This window comes from Arthrobacter burdickii (assembly GCF_030433645.1).
Classification (GTDB): domain Bacteria; phylum Actinomycetota; class Actinomycetes; order Actinomycetales; family Micrococcaceae; genus Arthrobacter_D; species Arthrobacter_D burdickii.
The window spans coordinates 676,304-701,814 of record NZ_JAROCG010000002.1 but is presented as its reverse complement, the minus strand read 5'-3'; the positions used below and the strand labels follow the sequence as shown (position 1 = coordinate 701,814).

The window sequence follows — 25,511 nt, the reverse complement described above, 5'->3', positions numbered from 1 at the left end:
AATGGGTACAGGTTGTCCTGGTGGAAGCCAGAGTACACAAAACCGAGCGACACTGGGTTTTGTGCTGTGGCTGCAGGCAACCCTTTACACTCGACGCATGAGCGGAAAGGCGCCGGGAACCTATGCCAAGGGCATCGAACGGCGTCGCGACCTGTTGAGGATCGCTGCGGACGTCTTCGCCGCCGAGGGATTCGAGGGCACCACCCTCAAGCTCGTCGCTGAGCGGGCGGGCATCAAGGAAGCAACGCTGTTCCACTACTTCAGCGGCAAGCAGGACCTGCTGACCGCGGTGCTCGCCGACCGCGACGAGCAGAACACGGTCCGAACCGGCGGAGCCGCGATAGCCCTCGCCGACCTTCCGGGCATCGCCGAGCGCAATGAGCAGCATCCCGGCCTGACCGCGCTGTTCGCCGTGGCCTCCGCGACCGCCACCCGGCCGGGACACGCTGCCAGGGACTACTTCCGGAACCGCTACGCCTGGCTCGTCGAGAGGACCGCCGGGAACATCGCCGACGCACAGGCCCGGGGTGAGATCCGCGCGGACATCTCCCCCGAGGACGCTGCGCGCATCATCATCGGGGTGTTCGACGGCATCCAGCTCCAGTGGCTGTACGACCCGGGGGTGAGCATGCCGGCCGCACTGTCCGGCGTCCTCCGGCTCCTGGAACCGCAGTCCCCATAAGACGAAGGAGGCCGCCCCGGCTGGGGCGGCCTCCTTCGTCCTGCGGAGTGTGCGTCAGTGGTCGGTTGCCTTCTCGGCGCCGACGCCGGTGAGCGACCGTACTTCCATCTCGGCCTGCTTCATCGGGTCCTCCTTCGTCTTGGAGAGCGTGGTGCCCAGCCAGCCGAGGAAGAACGCGAGCGGGATGGAGACGATGCCCGGGTTGCTCAGGGGGAACAGCGAGAAGTCCGCCCCCTGGATCATCGACTTCTCGCCGCCGGAGACGACGGGCGAGAGGGCGATGAGGAGGATCGCGGAGCCGAGGCCACCGTACATGCTCCAGACCGCTCCCTGGGTGTTGAACTTCCGCCAGAACAGCGAGTAGAGGATGGTGGGCAGGTTGGCGCTGGCCGCGACGGCGAAGGCGAGCGCCACCAGGAAGGCGACGTTCTGCCCCTGGGCGCCGATACCGCCGGCGATGGACACCAGGCCGATCACGATCACCGTGCGGCGGGCCACCTTGACCTCGCCGTCGGGGTCCACCTTGCCGCGACGGATGACGCTGGCGTAGATGTCATGGGCGAACGAGGCGGCTGCCGTGATGGTCAGGCCTGCGACGACTGCCAGGATGGTGGCGAACGCGACGGCGGAGATGAGTCCGAGCAGGATGGATCCGCCGAGCTCGTAGGCCAGCAGCGGTGCCGCGGAGTTCACGCCGCCGGGTGCGGCCGCGATGCGGTCCGCGCCGATCAGCGCGCTGGCGCCGTAGCCCAGCACGAGGGTGAAGAGGTAGAAGGCGCCGATGAGCCAGATGGCCCAGACCACCGAGCGGCGGGCTTCCTTGGCCGTGGGCACCGTGTAGAAGCGCATGAGCACGTGCGGCAGGGCAGCCGTTCCGAGCACGAGTGCGAGGGCCAGGGACAGGAAGTCGAGCCTCGTGATGGCGCTGACGCCGTACTGCAGGCCCGGGCTCGTGATCGCCGCGTTGCCGGAGGTCTCGACGGCGGCACCGAGCAGGGTGGAGAGGTTGAAGCCGTGGATCGCCAGGACCCAGACCGTCATGACGAATGCGCCGGCGATGAGCAGGCAGGCCTTGATGATCTGCACCCAGGTGGTGCCCTTCATGCCACCGATCAGCACGTACATGATCATGAGGACACCGACCACCGTGATGACGATGGACTGTCCGAGCCTGTCGTTGATGCCGAGCAGGAGCGAGACGAGTCCGCCCGCACCGGCCATCTGGGCGAGCAGGTAGAAGAAGCAGACCGCCAGAGTCGTGATGGCGGCCGCGATGCGGACGGGCCGCTGCTTGAGCCGGAAGGACAGGACGTCCGCCATGGTGAACTTGCCCGTGTTGCGGAGGAGTTCCGCAACGAGGAGCAGCGCGACGAGCCAGGCCACGAGGAAACCGATGGAGTACAGGAATCCGTCATAACCGTTGATGGCGATGGCGCCGACGATGCCGAGGAAGGAGGCGGCCGAGAGGTAGTCGCCCGCGATCGCGGTACCGTTCTGCGGTCCGGTGAACGAGCGCCCGGCCGCGTAGTAGTCGGCGGCCGTCTTGTTGTTGCGGCTGGCCCTCAGCACGATCACGAGGGTGATCGCGACGAACAGGCCGAAGATCGAGATGTTGAGGATCGGGGAACCGACGGTCGTCGCCTCGGCGGTCTGGAGTGGCAGGCGGAGGCCCCCACCGGTCATGGTGATCATTTGTTCCCGCCTGCAGGGTCTATGAATACGTCGGGTGCCGCTTCCTCGAGCTCATGCCGGATGGAGGCGGCGATGGGGTCGAGACGCCTGTTGGCGTAGCTGACGTACCACATGGTGATGGTGAAGGTGCTGACGAACTGCAGCAGCCCGAGGATGATGCCGATGTTGATGTTGCCGAAGACCGGCGTCGCCATGAAGTCGTGCGCGTAGTCCGCCAGCAGCACGTAGGCGAAGTACCAGAGCAGGAAGAACACTGCCATGGGGAAGACGAAGCTGCGATGGCGCTTGCGCAGGTCCTTGAACTGCTCGGTCTGCTGGACTTCGGTGAAGTCGACGGCAGCACCGGAGCCGGGTACCGGCTCGACTGGGTGCGAACCCATTGTTCCTCCTTCTATCGGACGTCACGCCGGCCGCCGCGCGGCATCGTCGCCGCGCACAAAGGCACGTCGGTGTGACTCCCATCACTGTGCAGCACGACGACGACCGCCACCAGCAGCGCGCCGCACCCCGTCGGTGAGTGCACAGCACGATGCGCCGAACGGTCGGCGGACGTCGCGCAGCCCCCGGGGGTCCGTGCCAGGACGGCCGCCTGTTCCCGTCGGGCGGAAAGCCCGGAGGTTAGGCTGGAGCCATGTTCAGCGCCGCCGTCGACACCGCGCTGGTGTGCGCCGTCGCCATCATCACCCTGGCCGTCGTGGCCTCGCTCGGGTTCCGCCTCTCACGCTCCTACCGGGATCTCGGCTCCGACGCCGACCGCGCCACCTATGACACGCTCCACACTGCCGCCCTCGCCTCCGAGCACCTGCGCGAGGGCCTCACGCCGGCCGGGGCACCGAAGGCGGCGCGCCACCTGCGCGGACTCCTGCGCTGCGACATCCTCCTCATCAGCGACGACGCGGGCGTGCTGGCATGGGACGGTGGGCGCACGGCCGCGCCCGACGTGATGCCGCTGGTCCGGCAGGTCCTCGAGAGCGGCCGCACCCAGATCTTCCGCCGCCAGCGCCTCGACGCGGCGGGCCTGACCGGCCTCGGCGAGCTCGTGCTGTCCCCGGTCCGCGGGGACAAGCGCGTGGTGGGCACTGTCGGCGCCTTCGCGGGAGACGTAAACGCCGGACTCGTCCGCGCCACCAATGAGCTCGCGGGCTGGGTGTCCACGCAGGTGGAGCTCGCGGAACTGGACTCGTCCCGGCGACTGCTGGCGGAGGCGGAGGTGCGTGCCCTCCGCGCGCAGATCAGCCCGCACTTCATCTACAACTCGCTCAACGCCATCGCGTCCTTCATCAATACGGACCCGCAGCGGGCGCGTGAGCTCGTGGTCGAGTTCGCCGACTTCACGCGCTACTCCTTCCGCCGCCACGGCGACTTCACCACGGTGGCCGAGGAACTGCGGAGCATCGACCGCTACCTCCTGCTCGAGCGCGCGCGCTTCGGGGACCGGCTGAAGGTCCGCCTCGAGATCGGCCCCGAGGTCCTCAGCACCGTGATCCCCTTCCTCAGCCTCCAGCCCCTGGTCGAGAACGCGGTGCGCCACGGCCTCGACTCGAAGGACGGCGTCGGGAACATCACCATCACGGCCCACGACGTCGGATCCTTCGCCGAGGTGACCATCGAGGACGACGGCGTGGGCATCGAGCCGGAGCACCTCCGGTCGGTCCTCGCGGGCCACACCGAGGGAGTCCACGTGGGCCTGCGCAACGTCGACTCGCGCCTGCGCCAGGTGTACGGCGACGACCACGGCCTCATCATCGACACGGCGCCCGGTGCGGGCACCCTGATCACCATGCGCGTGCCCAAGTCGCAGCCCGACCACCAGGCGTGAGACGCGTAACCTAGGATCCATGGTCAATGTCATCATCGCCGACGATGAACTCCCCGCCGTCGAGGAACTGGCATTCCTGCTCGGCAAGGACGCCCGGATCGGCACGATCCACCGCGCGTCGAGCGGCGCGGAGGCGCTGAGGACCCTCGAGCAGCACGATGTGGACGCCCTGTTCCTCGACATCCACATGCCGTCCCTGTCCGGGCTCGACATCGCCCGTGCGATCTCGCGCTTCAGCCGTCCGCCCGCCGTCGTCTTCGTCACCGCCGACGAGGACCGCGCGCTCGAGGCGTTCGAGCTGCGCGCCGTCGACTACCTCCTGAAGCCCGTCCGGACCGAGCGGCTCGCGGAGTCCGTCCGCCGGGTCTGCGAACTGATGGAAGGCTCGACGGCGGCGCCCGAGGTGATCACCGTGGACCAGGGCGGCGTGAGCCGGATGATCCGGCGCGACGACGTCCGCTACGTCCAGGCGCAGGGCGACTACGCCCGCCTGCACACCTCCGAGGCGAGCTACCTGATCCGCATCCCCCTCAACGACCTCGAGCGCCAGTGGGCCGAGGCCGGGTTCCTCCGAACGCACCGCTCCTACCTCGTGGCGATGGACCAGGTGCGGAAGGTCCGCATCGGTGCCGGCCGCGCCAGCCTCTTCGTCGGCGACGCGGAGCTGCCGGTCAGCCGCCGGCACCTTCCCGACGTCCGGGAGAAGCTCGAGGCGACCCGGCTCCGTCCGAGCCACTGACGGCCGCGTGGATTCGTTGCCGGCCGTGACCCTCTCCAGGGAGGAGTCCCTCTGATGCACGACAGTCCGGAGGTTCCCCGCCGCGTCCGGGTCACTGCCCCCAGGACGGCCGCCCGTGCCGCCGGGGCTTCCTTCCCCGTGGCACGCGAGATGGCCGAGCAGTCCGAGGTGGGCCAGCTGTTCGTCGCCTCCCTGATCCGGTCGCAGCTGCGCCTGGCCCTCGTGGTGGCCGGCGGGTTCCTGGTCATCCTCATCGGCATCCCGGTGCTGCTCGCACTGTTCCCCGCGATCAACGGCGTGACGATCCTGACCGTGCCCGTCCCCTGGCTGCTGCTCGGCCTCGGGGTCTATCCCCTGGTCATCGGGTGCGCCGTCCTCTACGTCCGCAGCGCCTCGCGCAACGAGCGCCGCTTCCAGGACCTCGTGGACGATGACTGACGCCCTCGACAACGAGGCCCTGCAGCTGAGCCCCGCCGTCGGCTACACGGCCCTCGTCCTCGTCGCGCTCTGCACCCTGCTGATCGGTATCTACGGCCTGCGCATCTCGCGGACCACCGGCGACTTCTACGTGGCGTCGCGCACCGTGCGCCCCTGGTGGAACGCCTCCGCCATCGGCGGCGAGTACCTGTCCGCGGCCAGCTTCCTCGGCATCGCCGGCCTCATCATGATCTCCGGCGTGGACGCCCTCTGGTTCCCGATCGGCTACACCGCCGGGTACCTCATGCTCCTGCTGTTCGTCGCCGCTCCCCTGCGCCGTTCCGGGGCGTACACCATCCCGGACTTCGCGCAGGCGCGGCTCGATTCGCTGCTGGTGCGCCGCGTGACCAGCATGCTCGTCGTCGTCGTCGGCTGGCTCTACATCGTCCCGCAACTGCATGGCGCGGCTCTGACCGTCCGGATCACCACGGGCCTCCCCGCCTGGGTGGGCCCGCTCGCCGTCGTCGTCGTGGTCTGCCTCAGCGTGGTGACCGGGGGGATGCGCTCGATCACCTTCGTGCAGGCCTTCCAGTACTGGCTCAAGCTCACGGCCCTCGCGGTTCCGGCGGCATTCATCCTCGTCCGTCTCGGCGCGGAGGGCCGACCCGTCACGGCAGGCGGGAGCGCCTTCACCACCGACCTCGACGCGACGGCGGACGCGTCCCTCTACGGCACCATCTCGCTGGTCATCGCGCTCCTGTTCGGGACCCTCGGGCTGCCCCACGTCCTCGTCCGTTTCTACACGAACCCCGACGGCGCGTCGGCGCGGCGGACGACGCTGATCGTCCTCGGCCTGCTCTCCGTGTTCTACCTGTTCCCGACCGTGTACGGGATCCTGGGGAGGATCCACATGCCGGAGCTCGCGGCCGAGGGAGCGGCGGACGCCACGGTCCTCCTGCTGCCGGGCCGCATCTTCGACGGGGCCGCCGGCGACCTGCTGTCCGCCCTGGTGACCGCGGGCGCCTTCGCGGCGTTTCTCTCGACGACGAGCGGCCTCGTGGTGTCGCTCGCCGGCGTGGTGAGCCAGGAGTTCTTCCAGGGCAGCGTCGCCGGCTTCCGGCGGGCGGCACTCCTCTCGGCGCTCGTCCCGCTCGTCATCGCCCTGCTGACGGACAGCCTGGCGCTGGCCGGCAGCGTGGGATCCGTGTTCGCCTTCACGGCCTCCACCATCTGCCCACTGCTGCTCCTCGGGATCTGGTGGCGCGGGCTGACGGATGCAGGAGCCGTCGCGGGGATGCTCGCCGGAGCGGTGCTGTGCGGGGGCGCGATCGCGGGATCAGCACTGCTGGGGCCGCGTGCCGGTGACCGGTGGGTGGTGCTGGACCAGCCCGCGCTGTGGACCGTGCCGACGGCGTTCCTCACCATGGTGCTCGTCTCGCGGGCGACGGCGGGGCGGCGGCCGGCATCCGCCTCCCGCGTGCTCGCCCGCCTCCACACGCCGGAGACGCACTGACGCCAGGTTGTCAGTCGATGCCCGCCATGAGTTCCACGACGCGCTCCATAAAGACGTCCACCTGGTTTTCCTCGTAGCCGTCCGCGCCCCTGGTCTCCCGGAACACGGCCCGGCGGACGACGTCGACGCTCATCGGGACGCTGTTCTCGAGGTACTGCAGGAGTTCGTCGCAGAGGCGGTCGACGTCCTCGACGTTGTAGCTCGGGCTCTTCGTCCTCGTCGGACGGCGGAAGCGCTCCCCCGCGGGGCGGTGCAGGCGTCTCCGGAGCACTGCGGCGGTGCGCCCGATCGTCCGCAGCCACGCCTCCTCGCCCTGCGTAGCGATGACGTGGTCGCGTTCCCGCTGTGCGAAGACGTCCTCGAGCCGGTCCAGCGCGGCATCCACGGCCTGGGGCTCGTAGCCGCCCCTAGCCGGGTCGAAGGACATGCCGCGGACATCCGTGCTCGTGATGGCACCGTCGGGATGTTCCGCGTTGTAGTGTGCGCGGGCCTTCGTCAGGAAGCGGTCCACCTGGCGCGTGTTGTAGCCGAACTCCCGGCGTCCGACGCGTGCGAACGGGGAACTGCCCGGGCGGGCGACATCCATGGTCAGTCCTTCTGGCGAGTGTTTCGTGAGACCGTGCGGGAGCCGTCCGGCTCCGGGGGTTTCCGCCGCTGACCTGCGGCTACATCATCCCCGATACAAATGTAGCGGACAGCAGGTACGCCATCGGGGACGCGAAGACGATCGAGTCGAGGCGGTCCATGACCCCGCCGTGGCCGGGCAGGATGGTGCTCATGTCCTTGACGCCGAGCTCGCGCTTGATCATCGATTCCGCGAGGTCGCCGGCAGTGGCGGACGCCACGATGGCGACGGCGAGCACCAGTCCGATCCACAGCGGCTGCCCCAGTAGGAACACGGCGCACAGGCCGCCGACCACGAAGGCCCCGCCGATCGATCCGCCGAAGCCCTCCCAGGACTTCTTGGGGCTGATCTTCGGCGCCATGGCGTGCTTTCCGAAGAACGCCCCGATCAGGTAGCCGAAGGTGTCGTTCGCGACGACGAGCAGCAGCAGCGTCGCGATCACGAGGAACCCGCCCTCCGCACGCATGAGCAGCATCGCGAAGCTCAGCATGAACGGCACCCACAGCACCGTGAAGGCACCGGCCATGAGGCTCTTCCCGGCGTCGGGCGCGGGATCGAGCGAACGCCAGAGGAAGAGGCCGACCACGGAGAAGACCGCGGCGGCGGCGAGGCCCTCGGCTCCGCCGAAATAGGCGGAGGACGGAAGGACCAGGGCACCGGCGAGGGTGGGCACGAGGGGCACGTGGATGCGTCGGATCTCGAGCGCGCGGCAGATCTCCCAGACGCCGACGGCGCCGAACAGGGTGACGATGCCCACGAAGACGATCGGGAAGAACAGCAGGCCCACGAGGACCGGGATCAGGAGCCCCGCGCCCACGCCGATCGCGGCCGGAAGGTTGCGGCCGGCACGCGAGGGCTTGCCCGGCTCGCGGATGGGACGGCGACGCCGGAACAGCCCGTGGCCGGATGCGCGCCCGGCACGGGTCGCCCTGCGCGGTCCGGGCGTGGATACGGCACCGGGCGTGCTGTCTCCAGCACCCGGTGCTGCACCCGGCGCTGCGTCCGGTGACGCACCCGACGGCGCGACGTCGGCCGAGACGACGACAGCGCGGGTGGTGTCTGTCCCGGCGTCGGGACCTGTTGGTCGCCCGAGGCCCGCGCCGGGAGGATCGAGGTCTGCCATCAGACCTCGAGCAGCTCGGCTTCCTTGCGCTTCAGCAGGTCGTCGATGAGGTCGACGCGGGACTTGGTCAGCGCGTCAAGTTCCTTCTCCGCGCGCGAGCCCTCGTCCTCGCCCGAGTCGCCGTCCTTGACTGCCTTGTCGATGCCGTCCTTCGCCTTGCGGCGGATGTTGCGGATGGAGATCTTGGCGTCCTCCGCCTTCGTCTTCACCAGCTTCACGTATTCCTTGCGGCGCTCCTGCGTCAGCTCGGGCAGGACCACCCGGATCACGTTGCCGTCGTTCGACGGGTTGGCGCCGAGATCGGAATCACGCAGCGCCTTCTCGATGTCGTTGAGCGAGGCTCGGTCGAACGGCGTGATGAGCAGGGTGCGGGCTTCAGGGTTCTGGAACGACGCCAGCTGCTGCAGCGGGGTGGGAGCGCCGTAGTACATCACCACCACCTTGGAGAACAGCGAGGCGTTGGCACGCCCGGTGCGGACCGTGGCGAAATCGTCCTTTGCAACCTCCACGGCCTTGTCCATCTTGTCGGTGGCTTCCAGCAAGGTCTCTTCGATCACAATGTCTCCTTCGGTCCGCAGTCGGCTGCCCGGCAACCGTTCCAGTGTTCAATCCTAGTTCAAGCCCTCAGACGGGGACGCGTGATGTCGCGGCGCCGGAAGGGCGCCATTGCCCCGCGCGCGCCGAGCGGGTAGGCGGAGCGGCTAGACGGTGACGAGCGTGCCGAGCTTCTCGCCGCGGATGGCGCGCGTGACGTTGCCTTCGCCCTCCATGCCGAACACGACCATCGCGAGCTTGTTGTCCTTGCACATCGTCATGGCGGTCTGGTCCATGACGCGGATGTCACGGCGCAGGGCCTCGTCGTAGGACAGCGTGTCGAGCTTCTCCGCCGTCGGATCCTTGTGGGGATCGGCCGTGTACACGCCGTCGACGCCGCTCTTCGCCATCAGGACCTCGTCCGCGTGGACCTCCAGGGCGCGCTGCGCTGCCACGGTGTCGGTGGAGAAGTAGGGAAGGCCCGCGCCGGCACCGAAGATGACCACGCGTCCCTTCTCGAGGTGGCGGATGGCGCGCCGCGGGATGTAGGCCTCGGCGACCTGGCCCATCGTGATGGCGCTCTGCACGCGCGTCTCGACGCCGTCCTGCTCGAGGAAGTCCTGCAGGGCGAGGCAGTTCATGACGGTCCCGAGCATGCCCATGTAGTCGGCGCGCGAGCGGTCCATGCCGCTCTGCGAGAGTTCGGCGCCGCGGAAGAAGTTGCCTCCGCCGACGACGATCGCGACCTCGACGTCGCCGACGGTGGCCGCGATCTGCTTTGCCACGGACCGGACGGTCTCCGGGTCGACGCCCAGCTTGCCGCCGCCGAAGACCTCACCGGAGAGCTTGAGGAGGACCCGGCGCCGGCCTCCGGTACCGCCCGTCGGAGCGGTGGAAGTGGTGTCCATGAAGTGCCTCCCGTGGCGTTGGGTTGTCGGCCGTCCCTGATCGGACGGCGGGTGGTGCGAGGTGCGGGATGTTGCCGGACCCGTTACAGGATACGGGGCGCCTCCCGAGCGCAGGAAAGGGCGGCCACCTCGATGGCGGCCGCCCTTCGTTTCGTGCTGGGCCTCGGCCTGGAGCCTAGGCGCCGACGCGGAAGCGTGCGAAGGCCGTGGCCTTGGCGTCGGCGTCGGACAGGACCGTCGCGACGGACTTCTTCGCGTCCTTGGCGAATGCCTGGTCTACCAGGACACCCTCCTTGAAGAAGCCCGTGAGGCGTCCTTCGACGATCTTCGCGAGTGCCTGCTCGGGCTTGCCCTCGGCGCGTGCGGTCTCGTCGGCGATGCGGCGCTCCGACTCGACCAGCTCGGCGGGGACGTCCTCGCGGGTCAGGTACGTGGGCGCGTAGGCGGCGATGTGGACCGCGACGTCGTGCGCTGCCTCGACAGCGGCGTCACCGGAACCCTCGACGGCGAAGAGCACGCCGACCTGGGCGGGGAGGTCCTTGGACGTCTTGTGCAGGTAGGCGTCGACGATCTTGCCCTCGACGCGCGCGATGCGGCGGACGTCGACCTTCTCGCCCAGCAGCGCGCCGGCTTCGATGACGTGCTCGGATACGGGCTTGCCGTCGAGCTCGAAGGACAGGAGGCTCTCGACGTCGGCGGCACCGGACTCGATGGCGGCGGCGAGCACCTTGTTGGAGAAGTCGATGAACGGACCGGCCTTCGCGACGAAGTCGGTCTCGCAGTTGACCTCGACCATGACGCCGACGTTGCCGTCGACGCGAGCGGCGACGAGGCCCTCGGCGGTCGAGCGGCCCTCGCGCTTCGTGGCACCCTTGAGGCCCTTGATGCGGATCAGTTCCAGGGCCTTGTCGGCGTCGCCGTTGGCTTCGTCGAGGGCCTTCTTGACGTCCATCATGCCGGCGCCCGTGCGCTCGCGCAGGGCCTTGATGTCAGCGGCAGTGAAATTTGCCATACGAACTCCTAAGTTGATGTGGATCTACGACGAGCTACCGCGGGCCTCGACCCGCGGCGCAGGCGTCACCCGGTGAGCGCCTGCGGAACATGCGTAAGGGGCGTGGTTTGACCCACACCCCTTACGCAATGAGGACTACTTGGTGTCGCTGGAGGAGACTTCCTCGGCAGGCAGGCCTGCAGCTGCGGGGGCCTCGGCGGCGAGCGCCTCGGCTTCGGCGGGAGCCTGGTCGGCAGCGGGCGACTCGGAGGTCGCCGGAGCTGCTGCCTCGGCTGCGGGAGCATCGGAGCCGCCCTCGAGCAGTTCGCGCTCCCACTCGGCCATGGGCTCTTCGGCCGCTGCGGCGTCGTTACCGTTCGCGCGGTTGTTGCGGGCGATGAGGCCTTCGGCCACGGCGTCCGCGATGACGCGGGTGAGGAGGTTGACGGCGCGGATGGCGTCGTCGTTGCCCGGGATCGGGAAGTCGACCTCGTCCGGGTCGCAGTTGGTGTCGAGGATCGCGACGACGGGGATGTTGAGCTTCTTGGCCTCGTCGATGGCGAGGTGCTCCTTCTTGGTGTCGACAACCCAGACGACCGAGGGGGCCTTGGTCAGGTTGCGGATACCGCCGAGGTTGCTCTGCAGCTTGGTGAGCTCACGCTTGAGGAGCAGGAGCTCCTTCTTGGTGTGGCCCGAGCCGGCGACGTCGTCGAAGTCGATCTCTTCGAGTTCCTTCATGCGCTGGATACGCTTGGAGACCGTCTGGAAGTTGGTGAGCATTCCACCGAGCCAGCGCTGGTTCACGTAGGGCTGGCCGACGCGGGTCGCCTGGTCGGCGATCGCTTCCTGGGCCTGCTTCTTCGTGCCGACGAAGAGGACGGTTCCGCCGTGGGCGACGGTGGCCTTCACGAATTCGTGCGCGCGGTCGATGTAGCCCAGCGACTGCTGAAGATCGATGATGTAGATGCCGTTGCGCTCGGTGAAGATGAATCGCTTCATCTTCGGGTTCCAACGGCGGGTCTGGTGACCGAAGTGGACGCCGCTGTCGAGCAGCTGGCGCATGGTTACGACTGGCATTTTCTGCCTTTCTTCAGCTTCGGCTCGGGCGCGATGCGCCGCCGAAAGCTTGTTGACGGTTATCTCGGTACTGGCCGGGGTGGCTGGTACGTCCTGGTGCCTGGTCGTCGTCGAAGACGTCCCCTCCCCTTCCGGACTTTGCCGGACCGCAGGGCGGGCACTTCGGCACCCTTTATGAGTACTGAATCGCAGGCACGCGTAGTCAGCCTGAGGATCCCATCCCGCGACGATGCCGTAGGCACGAGGAGGTGGGAGCAGCAGGCTGCTCGTCCAAGTGTACTACAGCGCCGGCGCCGGACCGGGCCCGACGACGGCGGTCCCTGCTCCCGGGCCGTCGCGATTCCGGGGGCCGCAGTTGTCCACATGGCTCCGGCCGCCGTCCCCGCCGGGGTGCGCGTCCGGCAGGGTTTCCTCATGACTGGTCTCCCGGCACGCCGTCCCGCCCGCACCCGCGTCCGCCCTGTTCGCGCGGGTTTCCCCGGGATCGTGGTCCGCGCGGCGGTCCGTAGGGCTTTCCCCGCGATCGTGGTCCTGGTGCTGGCCGGCACCGTGGTCGGCAGCCCCGCAGGTCCTGCCGGGGCTGCCGCAGACGTCGTCCCCGAATGGTCCTGGCCGCTGACCCCGGTTCCGGAGGTACTGCGACCCTTCGAGAAGCCGCCGCAGCGATGGAAACGAGGCCACCGCGGCGTGGACCTGTCCGCAGGTGCCGGCGGGCCGGTCGCCGTCCTGAGTCCTGCCGACGGGGTCGTCTCCTTCGCGGGAACCGTCGTGGACCGCGGGGTGCTGTCGATCGATCACGGCGGCGGGCGGATCAGCAGCTTCGAGCCCGTCACCACGGATCTGGCGAAAGGCCGGCGGGTCGGCCGGGGTGACGTCGTGGCGATGCTCGCCGGGCCGGCGGCCGGCGTCCCTCCGGGGCACTGCGGGCAGCCGTGCCTGCATTGGGGCGTCCGTGTGGACGGCGACTACGTGGACCCGCTGTCCTTCGTGACGGACCGGCGCCCCTCGGTGCTCCTTCCATTGGGTGGCCGACGCTCGCACCGGGAAGCAGGGAGGGGCCGGACGGTGCCCGTCCGACCCCTCCCCCGCCGCGCCTCCCCCTAGACGAAGGCGGCGATGCCCGTGATGGACCTGCCCGCGACGAGCGTGTTGATCTCCTGCGTGCCCTCGTACGAGTACACGGCCTCCGCGTCGGAGAAGATCTTCGCCATCTCGAAGTCGGTGACGATGCCGTTGCCGCCCAGGATGTTGCGTCCGGCGGCGACGCTCTCGCGCATGCGGGCGGTGGTGAAGGCCTTCGCGAGGGCCGACTGCTCGTCCTTCGCCTTGCCTGCGTCCTCGAGCTGGGAGAGGCGCACCATCATGCCCATGGAGCTCATGGCGTTGCCGAGGATCTGGACGAGTTGCTGCTGGACGAGCTGGAAGCTGGCGATGGGCCTGCCGAACTGCTCGCGCTCGACCGCGTAGCGGCGTGCCACGTCGAAGGCTGCGAGCTGCTGGCCCACGGCCTGCCATCCGACGGCCAGCCTCGTCACCTTCAGGACCTTGTTCGTGTCCCGGAAGCTGTTCGCGCCCTTCAGGTGGAAATCATCGGAGACGACGACGTTGTCCAGGACGATGTCCGCGTTCTCGACGGAGCGGAGGGCGATCTTGTTCTCGATCTTCGTCGAGGTGAAGCCGGGTGCCCTCGTGTCCACCAGGAAGCCCTTGACCTGGTTGTCCTCGAGGTCCCTGGCGTAGATGACCACCCAGTCGGAGAAGGTGGCGTTGCCGATCCAGCGCTTGGCGCCGTTCAGGGTCCACGAGTCGCCGTTCCGGCGTGCCGTGGTCCGGGTTCCCCCCGCGACGTCCGAGCCGCCGAGCGGTTCCGTCAGGCCGAAGGCCCCGATCTTCCGGAGGGCGTAGATGTCGGGCAGCCACTCCTCCTGCTGCTCCTTCGAGGCGAGCAATTCGATCGAGCCGGTGAACAGGCCGTCATGGACGCCGAGGAAGGTGGCGAAGGAGGTGTCCGCCCTCGTGAACTCGGCGTGGGAGATGCCGGCGAAGAGGCTGGAGTAGCCCTGACGGTGCACGGGGCTCACCGGATCGAGTTCGGCGATCTTCGGGATGAGCTCCTGCGGGAAGGAGCCCTGGTTCCACCAGGCGACGGCGTTCGGCCGGACTTCGAGGGCGAGCCAGGACCGGATCTCCTCGAGCCGGGAGCGCTCCTTGTCGGACAGCAGCTCCTCGAATGCATAGAAGTCGCCGCCCGGGTACGGGAGGTCGTTGACATCGATCGACGTCTTGCTCATCGGAATTCCCTTCCTCTGGTCATCGGCGACCAGCACACTCCAGGCGGACAGCCTGACGGGCGCGACGCGCTCATGGCCCAATGTTACTCGCCAGTAACTTAGGGCGCCAGTGGTCCCCGGCGGAGCGCTGGGGGCGGCGCCTGCCACAAGCCGGCCCGCCATCGGTCCGGCCGCCGCGAGTCAGGAAAGCACGAATGCGCCACCCACTGGCGTGAATGGCGCATTCGCGAGGGTCATGCTCGACCCTGTCGGTAGGGCTGCTGGGGCTTGAACCCAGGACAAACGGATTATGAGTCCGCTGCTCTAACCAGCTGAGCTACAGCCCCCAGGAGCGTGCTGCCCCCGATGCATCGGTCCCGGACTGCTCCCCGGGGCACCGAACGCAGGTTTCATTGTAAGCGGAGGGCGTCCGCCTCGTTGCCGGTGGGCTCGTCGGCCGATTCGTCGGCCGGTCCATCGGCCGAGCCACGCGCCGAACCGTCGGCCGAGCCGTTCAGGGTCCCGTGCGTGGAGAGGGTCCCGTAGTAGAGCCCCTCGAAGGTCGAGAGCGTCGTGTTGATGTCGTGCTTGTTCACCATCTCCCGGCTCGCCGCTCCCATCTTCTGCTGGTCCTCGGGGGACAGCTCGAGGATCTCGGTGATGCGGCGGGCCAGTTCGTCGGAGCTCCCGGGTGGGAACAGGAAGCCGTTCGTGCCGTCGGACACCAGGTGCGGCAGCGCCATGGCATTGGCGAGCAGCACCGGCGTCGAGGCGGACATCGCCTCCAGCGTGACGAGCGACTGCAGTTCCGCCGTCCCGGGCTGGCAGAACAGCGAGGCGCGGATGTAGCTCCTGCGCAGTTCCTCGTCGTCGATCAGACCCCGGAAGATGACACGGTCACCGATGCCGAGGCGGGCGGCCTGCGCCTGCAGGGCGGCCTTCACCTCGCCGCCGCCGACGATCTCCAGGTGGACGCGGAGGTGCTCGGGGGTCTTGGCCACTGCGTCGATCAGCACATTGACGTGCTTCTCCTCCGCGAGCCGGCCCACGAAGAGGACGGTGGGGTGCTGGTGGGGCTCGACGGTCTCACCGGGCTGCAGTTCGTAGGCGGCGGAGTCGATCCCGTTCGAGACGGGCAGCACCTCGGTGAGGAAGGCGTGGTCCCGCATGGCTTTCGCGGCGAGGGGGGTCGGCGTGGTCACGGCGGCAGCCTTGGCCATCACCTTGCCCATGTCCTTCCACGAGTTCTTCGCGACGATCCGCTTCAGCCACTCGGGGAACGGCAGGAACGGGTTGAGGTTCTCGGGCATGAAGTGGTTGGTGGCCACCACACGGATGCCCCGCTTCACCGCCTCGTACAGCGTGTACTCCCCCACCATGTAGTGGCACTGGATGTGGACGACGTCGGGCTGCACCTGGTCGAAGAGCAGGCTGATGTCCCGTCGAATCTCCCACGGGTAGCAGATGCGCCAGTAGTCGTGTGTCGGCACACTGTGCGAGCGGAGGCGGTGGACCGTCCAGTCACCACCCGGCTCGGTGAAGCTCCTGCCGTTGGACGCCCGGGGCGCGAGGACGTGCACGGTGTGCCCGCGCCCGCTCATGCCCTTCGCGAGCCGGTACCCGAACTGCGCAGCGCCATTCACGTTGGGCGGATACGTGTCCGCGGCGATCAGGATGGTCAGGGGTTTGTAATCAACCGGGTAACTCACGCGTGGATCCCCTACGTCGGTGTGCTGGACGGAACTGGTGCAGGTCGTGTCAGCGCTGCCTCTTCACGACGTCGGGATGATGTCGGGACAGGGCAACGACCCCCACAATAGCAACGAGGGCGGCCGAACCCATGCCCAGGGCGGTGACCGTCTGCACATCCGGCTGGAGTTCGCCGAGGATGGTGATCCCGACGGCGATGCCCACGATGGGGTCGATGACGGTGAGCCCCGCGATGACGAGATCGGGGGGTCCTGTCGCGTAGGCGCTCTGCACGAACCAGGATCCGAGGGCCGCGGCCCCGGCGAGTGCGACCAGGGTCAGGAACGGGACATTGAGCAGGAACCGGCCGTTCGGATCGAGCAGGTGGCCGGCGACGACCTTCGTCAGGACCGCGACGAACCCGAAGAGGACGCCGGCCCCGAGGATGTAGGCGAAGGCATTGAGCCGGTGCCGGCCGAGCACCGCCAGGGAACCGAAGACCGCGACGGCGGCACCGAGCAGGAGCACGACGGACAGTTCCTGGGCAGGATCCACGGAATGGTTCTGGCGCGTGACGTTCACGGCGAGCAGCACGAAGAGGGCGCTGCCGCTCACGCACCCCGTGATCGCGGCGACGGTGGGGCGGTTGATGCGGATGCCCTGGTCCCTGGAGTTGACCACGGTGGTGATGACCAGCGCGATCGCGCCGATGGGCTGGACGACCGTGAGGCTCGCGAGGCTCAGCGCGACGACGTTGAGGGCCGTCCCCGCTCCCAGGAGGAAGAGGCCGAACAGCCACCGCGGATTGGTGAGCATTCGCGCGAACCCCGACGAGCTGAGGGACAACCCGCCCGTGTTCGCCCGCACGGCACTGCCCTGCCGCTGCGCTCCGAACGCGAGGAAGACCGCGCCCAGCAGCGCGAGCGCTATGGCTAGGAGCGGCACGACTGCTGCTCGGCCCGCTCCAGCCGGTACTTGCGGTGGGCTGCGGTGAAGTAGGCGTAGAACGCGGCGAGGTGCAGCGCGCACCCGGCGGCGAGCAGCCCCTGCGCGACGATCAGGATCCATTCATGTCCGAAGCCCTCGACGCGGTGCAGCAGGAGCAGCGGCGCTCCGACGAGCAGCAGCGCGGTCCGGATCTTGCCGATCGTGGCGACGGGGAGATGCAGGGGCCCGCGGAACAGGACGAGTGCGTTGATGATGAGCAGGACATCCGGGATGACGATGGCCCAGACGAGCCACGCCGGGGCGATGCCGTCCACGACGAACGTGACCGCGACGACGATCAGGGCGGTACGGTCGGCCAAGGGGTCCAGCCACTTCCCGACGACGGACACCTGGTGGAGGCGACGGGCGATGTAGCCGTCGACCCAGTCGGTGGACCCGACGATGCAGAGGGTCAGGACTGCCGCGCCGTACCGCTGCTGGGTAATGAACCAGACGAACAGGGGGGCGCCGAGGAAGCGGACGATGGTGATGAGGTTCGGCAGGGTCCATGCCGTCGCGAGTTCAGTGCCCTCACTGCCGGACGGCGCTCCGGTCCCGATCGATTTCGTCACGTGTGCCTCCCCACCCCATTATGCAGTGGTACGGCCGCTCTCCCGTGGCCTCCCGCGGTGCGGTGCTGGTCACGGGCGAGCGGCCGCCCTGGAACGTACTGCTACTTGCTGAGGAGTCGGCGCAGCATCACGAGCATCGCGGCCACGGAGGCAGCGAGGACGCTCAGGGGCTTCCACCGGTCGGCGAGGCTCGTGTTGTGCGGGACCTCGCGGCGGACTGCCACGGCCGCGACCCTGCCGTTGCCCTTCGCCCCGTCGGCCTTCGTGCCGCCTTCGGGCGAGCGGTGCCGGGCCTTGTCCAGCCGCGCCTTGACGTCCGCGCGGGTGCCGAGCGAATCCCGGGCGTCGGCGATGTGGGTGCGGCGCTCGCCCGTGCGGCCACGCAGTTCCTCGTAGGACGGCGTGGGTTCCTTGGGCTTGGTGTCCTGGACGTCGTCCCTGGAGTCCCTGTCCTCCTTCGGCTTCTTCACGTCGAGGGTGGCGGGGTCGAAGCTGCGGCCTTCCTTCAGCACGCCCAGGTCGTAGCGGATGCCGCGGATGGCGTCCTGGGGTACCAGCGGGAGCTGCTTCTTCAGCCGCGAGACGCCGATCAGCGCGAGGAGGCCGCCGATCACGAGGAAGAGGAGTGCCACCAGCAGGGCGGCCAGCCAGGCCGGCATGATCTCGGCGAGGCCCATGATGGCCGCGACCACGAGGGCGACGGCGAAGAACAGCACGAAGACGAGCGCGACGACGAGGAAGGCGGCCGCGATTCCGGCTTTGATGCCCTTCTGCTTCATCTGTGCGACGGCGATCGAGAACTCGTCGCTGACCTGCCGCGGCGTCAGGCGCGCCAGGAGTTTGATGAGTCCAAACAGCGAGAGCGAGCCTGTGGACCGCTTGCCGCGCGTACTAGCCGAGCTGTTCATAGGCCCTGCCTCCATTCGTGTGTGTCTAGCTGGAAATTCGCTGAACCAAAATTACCACCGGCCGCCTACCCGGGTTCCGCCTCCTGTCGACCCCTGCCGGTACGGGACCGGAGGGCCTTCGGTGCGCTAGTGCGCCGCCGTCGGAACCGTCAGGCGGACGTGAGTTCCCTGTTGTCCTCGAGGTCCTTCCCGGTGAACTCGGGAAGCCTCGTGCGGACGAAGAGGAAGGACAGGACGGCGAACACCGTGAAGGCCGCGTACATGATCCAGAGACCGAGGTTCTCGCTGACCCAGGGGAAGGTCAGTGTCACGATGAAGTTGAACACCCAGTTGACCATCGTGGCGACGCCGAGGGCGATGGAGCGGATGCGGTTGGGGAACATCTCGCCGAGGGTGACCCACATGACCGGGCCCCACGTGGCGGCGAAGAAGATGACGAAGAGGTTCGCACCGACGAGGGCGACCGGCCCCCATGCCCCGGGCAGGGTGATGTCCTCGCCCGATCCCTCGGCCTGCAGGAATGCGAGGGTCGCAGCCAGGAGGCCGACGGCCATCCCGATGGAGCCGACGAGGAGCAGCTTGCGGCGACCCACCCGGTCGACGAAGAAGATGGCGACGAAGGTCATGGCGACGTTGATGATCGAGGTGATGACCGACGTCGTGAACGAATCGCTCTCGCTGAAGCCGACCGACTTCCAGAGCGTGGTCGAGTAGTAGAAGATCGCGTTGATGCCCACCAGCTGCTGCAGTGCGGCGATGGCCATGCCGACCCACAGGATGGGCTGCAGGCCGAAGGCGGGGCCACGGAGGTCGCGGTAGCTCGCCCGGTCCTCGCGCTCGAAACTCTCCCGGATCTGGCTGATCTTGCCCCGGGTGTCGCCGATGCCGGAGACACGGGACAGGACGCGGGCCGCTTCCTCGTCGCGGCCGGCGCGGATGAGGAACTGGGGGGATTCGGGGATGATGAGCGCCAGGACCCCGTAGATGACGGCGGGGATCACGCCGATCAGGAGCATCCAGCGCCACGCGGACAGCCCCCACCACAGCTCGTTGCCGGCTCCCCCTGCAGCGCCTGCCAGCGAGGCGTCCGAGAGCAGTGCGGCGAAGATGCCGACGGTGATGGCCAGCTGCTGGACGGAGGCCAGGCCGCCGCGCCATTTCGACGGGGCGATCTCGGCGATGTATCCGGGGACGATCACGGAAGCGATGCCGATGGCGAGACCGCCGACGAGGCGCCAGGCCATGAGGTCCCACTCGGAGACGGCGTAGGCAGACCCGGCGGAGTTGACGGCGAACAGGAGGGCGGCCGCCACCATGACCTTCTTCCGGCCCCAGCGGTCGGCCAGTCCGCCGGCGAACCAGGCGCCTGCTGCGCAGCCGAGGAGCGTGATAGCGACGGTGAAGCCCAGGACGGTGGGGCTCAACTGGAAGTCGGCCTGGATCGAATCCACGGCGCCGTTGATGACGGCGGTGTCGAAACCGAACAGGAGCCCTCCGACGGCGGCTGCGACCGTGATCGCGATCACCCGCGCGAGGTGCTGTGGTGACTGCGCCGTGTCCGATCCGGCGTCGTGCTCGCTCATGTTGGGTTCTCCCTGCTCGATCCGTGTTTCTCACCCTACGTCAATCCGAAGCGTGCTTAGCAGCGGCTCCGGGCGCCTCGCACCTCCACCCACCATGCTGGAAGGGTTGACGCGGGCCGTAGGATGGGAGGGTCGTTGATTCGCCTCAGCAACCAAATCGTCCGGTACCGGACGAGCGGTTGCGTGCCGCGAGCCGCTCCGCCGTCGTCGCCGGGCCGCCGCCGCGATCGATGCCGTTCCGCCCCTCTCCGTATCCACCGGCAGCACCTCCCGTTCGTTAGGCAGCATCGTGAGCACCATCACCCACCCAGGCGACACCCTCTCCCGTCGCGAGAAGATCATCTACGTCTTCATCCTCGGCACACTGACGGCACTCGGCCCGTTCACCATCGACCTCTACCTGCCGGCCTTCCCCGCCCTGCAGTCGGACCTGGGCGTCTCCGAGGCCGCGGTCCAGCTGACCCTCACCGGGACGATCATCGGCTTCGCGAGCGGGCAGCTGCTCGTGGGCCCGCTCAGTGACAAGATCGGCCGGCGCCTGCCGCTCATCCTGGCGACCACCCTGCATGTCTGCTCCTCCATCGGGGCGGCGTCGTCGGAGGACATCAACATGCTGATGCTGTTCCGGGTCCTCCAGGGCATCGGTGCGGCGGGCGGCGGCGTCGTGGCGATGGCCATGGTGAGGGATCTCTTCGGCGGCTACACGCTGGTGCGCATGCTGTCCTACATGGCGCTCGTCAACGGCATGGCGCCCATCTTCGCCCCGGTGATCGGGTCGCAGCTGCTCCTGCTGTTCCCCTGGCCCGGCATCTTCTGGTTCCTCGCGTGCTACGGCGTGCTGGTGATCGTGGCCGTGTCACTGTTCATCATCGAGACCCTGCCCCGGGAGAACCGCCGCCAGTCCGGCCTCACCGTGGCTCAGCGGTACAGGGCGGTCCTGAGCGACCGCATCTTCGTCGGTATCCTGCTGGTCGGCGGCATGAACTTCTCGGGGCTCTTCTCCTACCTGTCGGCGTCGCCCTTCCTCTTCCAGGGACCGTACGGCCTGAACGAGCAGCAGTACGGCCTGCTGTTCGCCATCAATTCCCTGGGCATCGTCGCCGGCGTCCAGGTCAGCTCGCGCGTGCTGAGGCGCGTCGGCCCCCAGTGGGTCATCGCCCTGGCGACGGTCGTGCAGGTCATCATGGCGCTGCTCATCATCGCCTTCGACCAGCTGGGCCTCGGGTTCTGGGGCACCGCCCTTCCGTTGTGGTTCTACATCATGGCGACGGGCTTCATCTTCCCCTGCGTCCAGGTCCTCGCACTCATCAACAACGGCGCGCAGGCCGGGACGGCCGCTTCGCTGCTCGGCGCGGTGACCTTCGGCACGGCGGGCGTGATCTCGCCCCTCGTCGGACTGCTGGGCGAGGGGATCGAGTCGGCCACGCCGATGGCCCTGGTCATGGCGGCCTGCATCGCCCTCGGCGTGGTGTTCCTGTGGACCATCGTCCGGCCCCGGACGGTGCCCGCGCTGCAGTAGCGCGTTCCTGCAGTAGCGGGTTCCTGCAGGGTGCTTGCTCAGGCCGCGGTCGGCTCCGCCGGCAGGGCCTCCGCCGTCCTGGCGATGTTGCGTGCCATCGCCGCGAAGATGAAGCCGTGGAACGGCAGCACCGCGAACCAGTAGAGGCGGCCCGAGAGCCCCTGCGGGAAGAACACCGCGCGCTGGTAGTAGGAGCTCCCGGAGCCGTCGGGCTCCACCCGGAACTCGAGCCATGCCCTGCCCGGGACCTTCATCTCGGCACGGAGCCGCAGGCGCTCCCCCCGGACCAGTTCCTCCACACGCCAGAAATCCAGCGCCTCGCCCGTGAGGAGCTCCTTCGCGTCCCGCCGTCCGCGGCGCAGGCCCACGCCTCCCGCGAGCTTGTCCATCCAGCCGCGGGCTGCCCAGCCGACGGGCCAGGAGTACCAGCCGTTCTCGCCGCCGATACCCTCGACGACGCTCCAGAGCCTCTGGGTCGACGCCGTCGAGCTGTACGTCTGGACGTCGGTGAAGACCGTGTGGCCGGCCCACTGGGGGTCCGAGGGCAACGGATCGGCCTCGGTGTCGATCTGTGACGCCCCGGCCCAGCTCGTCTCCACCTCTCCCGCGCGCATCCTGCCCAGTGCCATGTCCACGGCCAGGCGGTAGCCGGTCAGCCCGCCCGTCGGCGCGGGGACGTACTGGTCGATGTCGTGCTCGGAGGTCACGGCGTCGTGCTGCAGCGATTCGATGAGCGGCATCGCCATGGCCCGCGGGATGGGCGTCACGAGGTTCACCCAGTGCCCGGCGAGGCGCGGCGTGAGGACCGGCAAGGCGAGGATCCGGCGGTGAGGGAGTCCTGCGGCCGCGGCGTACTGGTTCATCATGTCGGCGTAGGTGAGCACCTCGCGGGATCCCAGGTCGAAGGTCCTGTTCAGTCCGGCGGGAAGATCCAGCGCCCCGACCAGGTAGTGGATGACGTCACGGACGGCGATGGGCTCGATGTGGTTCAGGACCCACTTGGGCGCCGGCATCACCGGGAGGACGTCGGACAGGTGGCGGATCATCTCGAAGGACGCGGATCCCGACCCGATGACCACGCCGGCCTGGAAGGCGATGGTCGGCGTCCCGGACTCGAGGAGGATCCTGCCCACCTGGGTGCGTGAGCGCATGTGGGTGGACAGCTCGACGCCCTCGGGGTGGAGGCCCCCGAGGTAGACGATCCGGCGCACCCCGGCCACCGTGGCCGCCGCCGCCACGGTGGATGCGATGTCCGCCTCGCGCTCGTCGAAGTTCCTGCCGGACCCCATGGAGTGGACGAGGTAGTAGAGCGTGTCGACGCCCTGGCTGACCTCGCGCATGGTCTCGGCGTCCTGCAGGTCCCCCTGCACGATGTCGACGGAGTCGGCCCAGGGGACGTCCTTGAGCTTCTGCGGGGAGCGGACGACCACCCGGACGTGGCGCCCCTCCGCGACCAGTTTGGTGACGAGGCGACCGCCGATGTATCCCGTGGCTCCGGTGACCAGGATGAGCTTGCCGCGCGCGCCGTCGTTGTCCATGCGCACAGCCTACGCCCGCCGTCCGACACTCCGGCGGGTCCGCGGCGGAGCCTCCCGACGTCTCTGGACCTCCGTCCGGCCCGGATCCTGATGCCGACGGGTCTGGCGGGAGGAAGTGCCGGGCGGGTGCCAAAAAGAATGCCCCTGACCTGTGTTTCCACAGGTCAGGGGCATATTTGCTCCTCCGACTGGACTTGAACCAGTAACCCTTCGATTAACAGTCGAATGCTCTGCCAATTGAGCTACGGAGGAAAGCGCGAGTTCTACTTTACATACCTTCCGGGGGGATGTGAAATCGGCGCCCGATCACTCCTCTCGGAGCTGTCTCCGCTGCATCTCGAGCTCCATCAGGTCGCGCTGCAGCTGGTTGTAGAGCGCCGGGTCGGAGGCGGGATCCATGCGCTGCAGCTGCCCCAGCTTGTCCGCCTTCTGCTGGGTGATCCGGAGCTCGGTCAGCCGGTTCAGGATGTCGCGGCAATACGCCACCATCGCGTCGGCGTCCTTCGCGGGCAGCGGCCGGACGGCCAGTTCGCTGACCAGGGGGCGCAGGACGTCGGGGACGCCCTCGCGCACCGATTCCACCCACCGGGGCAGTTCGGTCCCCGCCGCGCCCGCTGCTAGCACCGCAGTGTGCAGGGCCTCGTAGACGGGGACGGTGAACCGGAAGGTGGAGAAGCTCTCCCACTGCGTGGCGGTCAGGAGGGTGGGCTGCTGGAGGGCCACTTCGAGCACCTCCCGCTCCATCCGGGCGATGGGGTCCCGCGGATCGGGGCGCTCGAAGTACGGCTCGTCGGGGGCTACCGAGGAGGTGGCACCGGCGGCCGGCGAGCCGGACGGAGCACTGCCCTGCTGGGCAGGGCTCCCCTGCTGGCCGTGCCGGGCGCCGGCGGACGCCGGGCCGCTGTCGCGGCGTGCTGCCGCGGTGACGGCGCGGGCCACCTGGTCCTCGCCGACGTACTGCATGCCCAGCCAGCGCGAGAGCTCGCGCGTGTAGGTGGACCGGAGGGAGACGTCGCGGATCTGGGCGACGATCGGGGCCGCGTGCCGCAGTGCCTTCACCTGTCCCTCCCCCGAGGAGAGGTCGAAGTTGGCGAAGGACGCCTTGATCGCGAACTCGAAGAGGGGGCGGCGGTCGGCGATGAGCGCGCGGACGGCGTCGTCGCCCCGGGTCTGCCGCAGGTCGCACGGATCCGCTCCGGATGCCTCGACGGCGACGTACGTCTGTGAGTTGAACCGCTGGTCCTCCTCGAAGGCGCGCAGCGCCGCCTTCTGGCCCGCGGCATCGCCGTCGAACGTGAAGATCACCTCGCCGCCCGTGCCGTCGTCGGACAGGAGCCGGCGCGCGATCTTGATGTGATCCGTACCGAATGCCGTACCGCAGGTGGCGACGGCGGTGCCCACGCCTGCGAGGTGGCATGCCATGACGTCCGTGTAGCCCTCGACGACGACGAGCTGCCGGTTCTTCGCGATCTCCCGCTTGGCGAGGTCGATGCCGTACAGCACCTGGGACTTCTTATAGAGCGATGTCTCCGGGGTGTTGAGGTACTTCGGCCCCTGGTCGTCCTCGTAGAGCTTGCGCGCGCCGAAGCCCACGGTGTCCCCGGTGATGTCCCGGATGGGCCAGATGAGACGCCCCCGGAAGCGGTCGTAGTACCTCCCGGCGTTGCTCGAGGACGCGCTGAACATGCCGGTCAGTTTCAGTTCGTCCAGGGTGAAGCCGCGGCCGGTGAGGTGGTTCAGCAGCGTGTCCCAGCCCTGGGGTGCATAGCCGACGCCGAACTGCTCCGCGGCCCCGCGGTCGAAGCCGCGTTCCTGGAGGAACTGGCGTGCCGTGGCTGCTCCCTGGGTGAGGAGCTGGTCCCGGTAGAACTCCGCGGCGATCTTATGGGCGTCGAGCAGGCGCTGCCGCCGGCCGACGTCCTCCCGCCGCGGCCCCGTGCCGCCGTCCTCGTAGTGCAGCTCGAAGCCGATGCGGGCCGCCAGCTTCTCGACCGTCTCGCTGAAGGAGGTGTGGTCGAGTTTCTGCACGAAGGAGATGACGTCTCCGCCCTCGCCGCAGCCGAAGCAGTGGTACGAGCCCATCTGCGGGCGGACATGGAAGGAGGGCGACCGCTCGTCGTGGAACGGACACAGCCCCTTCCAGGACCCGATGCCCGCCGACTTCAGCGTGACGTAGGCCTCGACGACTTCCTTGATGTCGGTCCGCTGGCGTACCTCATCGATGTCTTCGCGCTTGATGAGTCCGGCCATGAAACCCAGTTTATGCCCGCGGCCAGCGCCGCCCGACCGCTGCCGGACGGGATGTGCGCAACGCCTCCCCTGCCG

The 25,511-nt window shown here is 68.6% G+C and carries 23 protein-coding genes and 2 tRNA genes; 7 read left to right on the top strand and 18 right to left on the bottom strand.

Annotated elements, in window-relative coordinates; translation table 11 throughout:
• The first annotated feature begins 97 nt into the window (after window positions 1-97).
• Window positions 98-682 carry a TetR/AcrR family transcriptional regulator gene (locus tag P5G52_RS17680; protein ID WP_301229951.1) on the top strand — a complete coding sequence of 195 codons (585 nt, stop codon included), beginning with the start codon at window positions 98-100 and terminating at the stop codon, window positions 680-682.
• A gap of 54 nt (window positions 683-736) precedes the next feature.
• Here P5G52_RS17680 and P5G52_RS17675 read toward each other — a convergent pair whose 3' ends face one another.
• Window positions 737-2,365, bottom strand: a complete 1,629-nt coding sequence (locus P5G52_RS17675) for a solute symporter family protein (protein WP_301230219.1) — start codon at window positions 2,363-2,365, stop codon at window positions 737-739.
• A gap of 5 nt (window positions 2,366-2,370) precedes the next feature.
• The gene (locus P5G52_RS17670; RefSeq protein ID WP_301229949.1) at window positions 2,371-2,754 is read right to left on the bottom strand and encodes a DUF485 domain-containing protein; all 384 of its coding nucleotides are present in this window, start codon (window positions 2,752-2,754) and stop codon (window positions 2,371-2,373) included.
• Between the two features lie 251 nt (window positions 2,755-3,005).
• Here P5G52_RS17670 and P5G52_RS17665 point away from each other — a divergent pair, with 251 nt between their 5' ends.
• The 4 genes from P5G52_RS17665 to P5G52_RS17650 are packed head-to-tail and all read left to right on the top strand — an operon-like array spanning window position 3,006 to window position 6,862.
• Window positions 3,006-4,193: a sensor histidine kinase gene (locus P5G52_RS17665; RefSeq protein ID WP_301229947.1), complete on the top strand. Its 1,188-nt coding sequence runs from the start codon at window positions 3,006-3,008 to the stop codon at window positions 4,191-4,193.
• Between the two features lie 19 nt (window positions 4,194-4,212).
• Window positions 4,213-4,932, top strand: a complete 720-nt coding sequence (locus tag P5G52_RS17660) for a LytR/AlgR family response regulator transcription factor (RefSeq protein ID WP_301229945.1) — start codon at window positions 4,213-4,215, stop codon at window positions 4,930-4,932.
• 54 nt (window positions 4,933-4,986) lie between these two features.
• Window positions 4,987-5,370, top strand: coding sequence for a DUF485 domain-containing protein (locus tag P5G52_RS17655; protein ID WP_301229943.1), 384 nt, complete (start codon window positions 4,987-4,989; stop codon window positions 5,368-5,370).
• Between the two features lie 25 nt (window positions 5,371-5,395).
• A complete protein-coding gene (locus tag P5G52_RS17650; protein WP_301230217.1) occupies window positions 5,396-6,862 on the top strand; it encodes a sodium/solute symporter in 1,467 nt (488 codons plus the stop codon).
• Window positions 6,863-6,872: 10 nt separating this feature from the next.
• Here P5G52_RS17650 and P5G52_RS17645 read toward each other — a convergent pair whose 3' ends face one another.
• The 6 genes from P5G52_RS17645 to rpsB all read right to left on the bottom strand — a co-directional run bounded on the left by P5G52_RS17645 (window position 6,873) and on the right by rpsB (window position 12,120).
• On the bottom strand, window positions 6,873-7,448 hold the full coding sequence (locus tag P5G52_RS17645; RefSeq protein ID WP_301229941.1) for a DivIVA domain-containing protein: 576 nt from the start codon (window positions 7,446-7,448) through the stop codon (window positions 6,873-6,875).
• A gap of 79 nt (window positions 7,449-7,527) precedes the next feature.
• A complete protein-coding gene (locus tag P5G52_RS17640; RefSeq protein ID WP_301229939.1) occupies window positions 7,528-8,610 on the bottom strand; it encodes a phosphatidate cytidylyltransferase in 1,083 nt (360 codons plus the stop codon).
• Window positions 8,610-9,167 (bottom strand): ribosome recycling factor, encoded by a 558-nt coding sequence (gene frr, locus P5G52_RS17635; RefSeq protein ID WP_301229937.1) that lies wholly within the window; start codon window positions 9,165-9,167, stop codon window positions 8,610-8,612. The genes P5G52_RS17640 and frr overlap by 1 nt, the downstream gene beginning before the upstream one ends.
• A 144-nt stretch (window positions 9,168-9,311) precedes the next feature.
• Window positions 9,312-10,052: a UMP kinase gene (gene pyrH / locus P5G52_RS17630; RefSeq protein WP_301229935.1), complete on the bottom strand. Its 741-nt coding sequence runs from the start codon at window positions 10,050-10,052 to the stop codon at window positions 9,312-9,314.
• Window positions 10,053-10,227: 175 nt separating this feature from the next.
• Window positions 10,228-11,064 (bottom strand): translation elongation factor Ts, encoded by an 837-nt coding sequence (gene tsf / locus P5G52_RS17625; protein WP_301229933.1) that lies wholly within the window; start codon window positions 11,062-11,064, stop codon window positions 10,228-10,230.
• Between the two features lie 135 nt (window positions 11,065-11,199).
• Window positions 11,200-12,120: a 30S ribosomal protein S2 gene (gene rpsB / locus P5G52_RS17620; protein WP_301229931.1), complete on the bottom strand. Its 921-nt coding sequence runs from the start codon at window positions 12,118-12,120 to the stop codon at window positions 11,200-11,202.
• Window positions 12,121-12,534: 414 nt separating this feature from the next.
• On the opposite strand from rpsB, the gene P5G52_RS17615 reads away from it, so the two are divergent.
• Window positions 12,535-13,224 carry a M23 family metallopeptidase gene (locus P5G52_RS17615; RefSeq protein WP_301229929.1) on the top strand — a complete coding sequence of 230 codons (690 nt, stop codon included), beginning with the start codon at window positions 12,535-12,537 and terminating at the stop codon, window positions 13,222-13,224.
• Here P5G52_RS17615 and P5G52_RS17610 read toward each other — a convergent pair.
• The 7 genes from P5G52_RS17610 to P5G52_RS17580 form a co-directional block, all read right to left on the bottom strand.
• Window positions 13,221-14,411, bottom strand: coding sequence for an acyl-CoA dehydrogenase family protein (locus P5G52_RS17610; protein ID WP_301229927.1), 1,191 nt, complete (start codon window positions 14,409-14,411; stop codon window positions 13,221-13,223). The two genes, P5G52_RS17615 and P5G52_RS17610, sit on opposite strands and share 4 nt — an antisense overlap.
• Window positions 14,412-14,663: 252 nt before the next feature.
• Window positions 14,664-14,737: transfer RNA gene (locus P5G52_RS17605), tRNA-Ile, on the bottom strand.
• Between the two features lie 63 nt (window positions 14,738-14,800).
• A complete protein-coding gene (locus tag P5G52_RS17600; protein ID WP_301229925.1) occupies window positions 14,801-16,099 on the bottom strand; it encodes a glycosyltransferase in 1,299 nt (432 codons plus the stop codon).
• A gap of 49 nt (window positions 16,100-16,148) precedes the next feature.
• Complete coding sequence (locus tag P5G52_RS17595) at window positions 16,149-17,024, bottom strand: DMT family transporter (protein ID WP_301229923.1); 876 nt, start codon at window positions 17,022-17,024, stop codon at window positions 16,149-16,151.
• A complete protein-coding gene (locus P5G52_RS17590; RefSeq protein WP_301229921.1) occupies window positions 17,012-17,638 on the bottom strand; it encodes a CDP-alcohol phosphatidyltransferase family protein in 627 nt (208 codons plus the stop codon). The genes P5G52_RS17595 and P5G52_RS17590 overlap by 13 nt, the downstream gene beginning before the upstream one ends.
• A 101-nt stretch (window positions 17,639-17,739) precedes the next feature.
• A complete protein-coding gene (locus tag P5G52_RS17585; protein ID WP_301229919.1) occupies window positions 17,740-18,546 on the bottom strand; it encodes a phage holin family protein in 807 nt (268 codons plus the stop codon).
• 149 nt (window positions 18,547-18,695) lie between these two features.
• Window positions 18,696-20,129 carry a sugar porter family MFS transporter gene (locus P5G52_RS17580; protein WP_301229917.1) on the bottom strand — a complete coding sequence of 478 codons (1,434 nt, stop codon included), beginning with the start codon at window positions 20,127-20,129 and terminating at the stop codon, window positions 18,696-18,698.
• A gap of 289 nt (window positions 20,130-20,418) precedes the next feature.
• Here P5G52_RS17580 and P5G52_RS17575 point away from each other — a divergent pair, with 289 nt between their 5' ends.
• Entirely contained in the window at window positions 20,419-21,648 is a 1,230-nt protein-coding gene (locus tag P5G52_RS17575; protein ID WP_301229915.1) for a multidrug effflux MFS transporter, read from the top strand.
• A 38-nt stretch (window positions 21,649-21,686) separates the two neighbouring features.
• On the opposite strand, the gene P5G52_RS17570 is transcribed toward P5G52_RS17575, so the two are convergent.
• From P5G52_RS17570 to dnaG, 3 genes are all read right to left on the bottom strand, one after another.
• Window positions 21,687-23,186, bottom strand: a complete 1,500-nt coding sequence (locus tag P5G52_RS17570; RefSeq protein ID WP_301229913.1) for an SDR family oxidoreductase — start codon at window positions 23,184-23,186, stop codon at window positions 21,687-21,689.
• 179 nt (window positions 23,187-23,365) lie between these two features.
• Window positions 23,366-23,438: transfer RNA gene (locus tag P5G52_RS17565), tRNA-Asn, on the bottom strand.
• Between the two features lie 54 nt (window positions 23,439-23,492).
• On the bottom strand, window positions 23,493-25,436 hold the full coding sequence (gene dnaG, locus P5G52_RS17560; protein WP_301229911.1) for a DNA primase: 1,944 nt from the start codon (window positions 25,434-25,436) through the stop codon (window positions 23,493-23,495).
• Window positions 25,437-25,511 lie beyond the last annotated feature (75 nt).

Bases quoted from the DNA above. Each gene is read 5' to 3' on its own strand.
- P5G52_RS17680 (WP_301229951.1), top strand. From the start codon at position 98: ATGAGCGGAAAGGCGCCGGGAACCTATGCCAAGGGCATCGAACGGCGT.
- P5G52_RS17675 (WP_301230219.1), bottom strand. From the start codon at position 2,365: ATGACCGGTGGGGGCCTCCGCCTGCCACTCCAGACCGCCGAGGCGACG.
- P5G52_RS17670 (WP_301229949.1), bottom strand. From the start codon at position 2,754: ATGGGTTCGCACCCAGTCGAGCCGGTACCCGGCTCCGGTGCTGCCGTC.
- P5G52_RS17665 (WP_301229947.1), top strand. From the start codon at position 3,006: ATGTTCAGCGCCGCCGTCGACACCGCGCTGGTGTGCGCCGTCGCCATC.
- P5G52_RS17660 (WP_301229945.1), top strand. From the start codon at position 4,213: ATGGTCAATGTCATCATCGCCGACGATGAACTCCCCGCCGTCGAGGAA.
- P5G52_RS17655 (WP_301229943.1), top strand. From the start codon at position 4,987: ATGCACGACAGTCCGGAGGTTCCCCGCCGCGTCCGGGTCACTGCCCCC.
- P5G52_RS17645 (WP_301229941.1), bottom strand. From the start codon at position 7,448: ATGGATGTCGCCCGCCCGGGCAGTTCCCCGTTCGCACGCGTCGGACGC.
- P5G52_RS17640 (WP_301229939.1), bottom strand. From the start codon at position 8,610: ATGGCAGACCTCGATCCTCCCGGCGCGGGCCTCGGGCGACCAACAGGT.
- pyrH (WP_301229935.1), bottom strand. From the start codon at position 10,052: ATGGACACCACTTCCACCGCTCCGACGGGCGGTACCGGAGGCCGGCGC.
- tsf (WP_301229933.1), bottom strand. From the start codon at position 11,064: ATGGCAAATTTCACTGCCGCTGACATCAAGGCCCTGCGCGAGCGCACG.
- rpsB (WP_301229931.1), bottom strand. From the start codon at position 12,120: ATGCCAGTCGTAACCATGCGCCAGCTGCTCGACAGCGGCGTCCACTTC.
- P5G52_RS17615 (WP_301229929.1), top strand. From the start codon at position 12,535: ATGACTGGTCTCCCGGCACGCCGTCCCGCCCGCACCCGCGTCCGCCCT.
- P5G52_RS17610 (WP_301229927.1), bottom strand. From the start codon at position 14,411: ATGAGCAAGACGTCGATCGATGTCAACGACCTCCCGTACCCGGGCGGC.
- P5G52_RS17585 (WP_301229919.1), bottom strand. From the start codon at position 18,546: ATGAACAGCTCGGCTAGTACGCGCGGCAAGCGGTCCACAGGCTCGCTC.
- P5G52_RS17580 (WP_301229917.1), bottom strand. From the start codon at position 20,129: ATGAGCGAGCACGACGCCGGATCGGACACGGCGCAGTCACCACAGCAC.
- P5G52_RS17570 (WP_301229913.1), bottom strand. From the start codon at position 23,186: ATGGACAACGACGGCGCGCGCGGCAAGCTCATCCTGGTCACCGGAGCC.
- dnaG (WP_301229911.1), bottom strand. From the start codon at position 25,436: ATGGCCGGACTCATCAAGCGCGAAGACATCGATGAGGTACGCCAGCGG.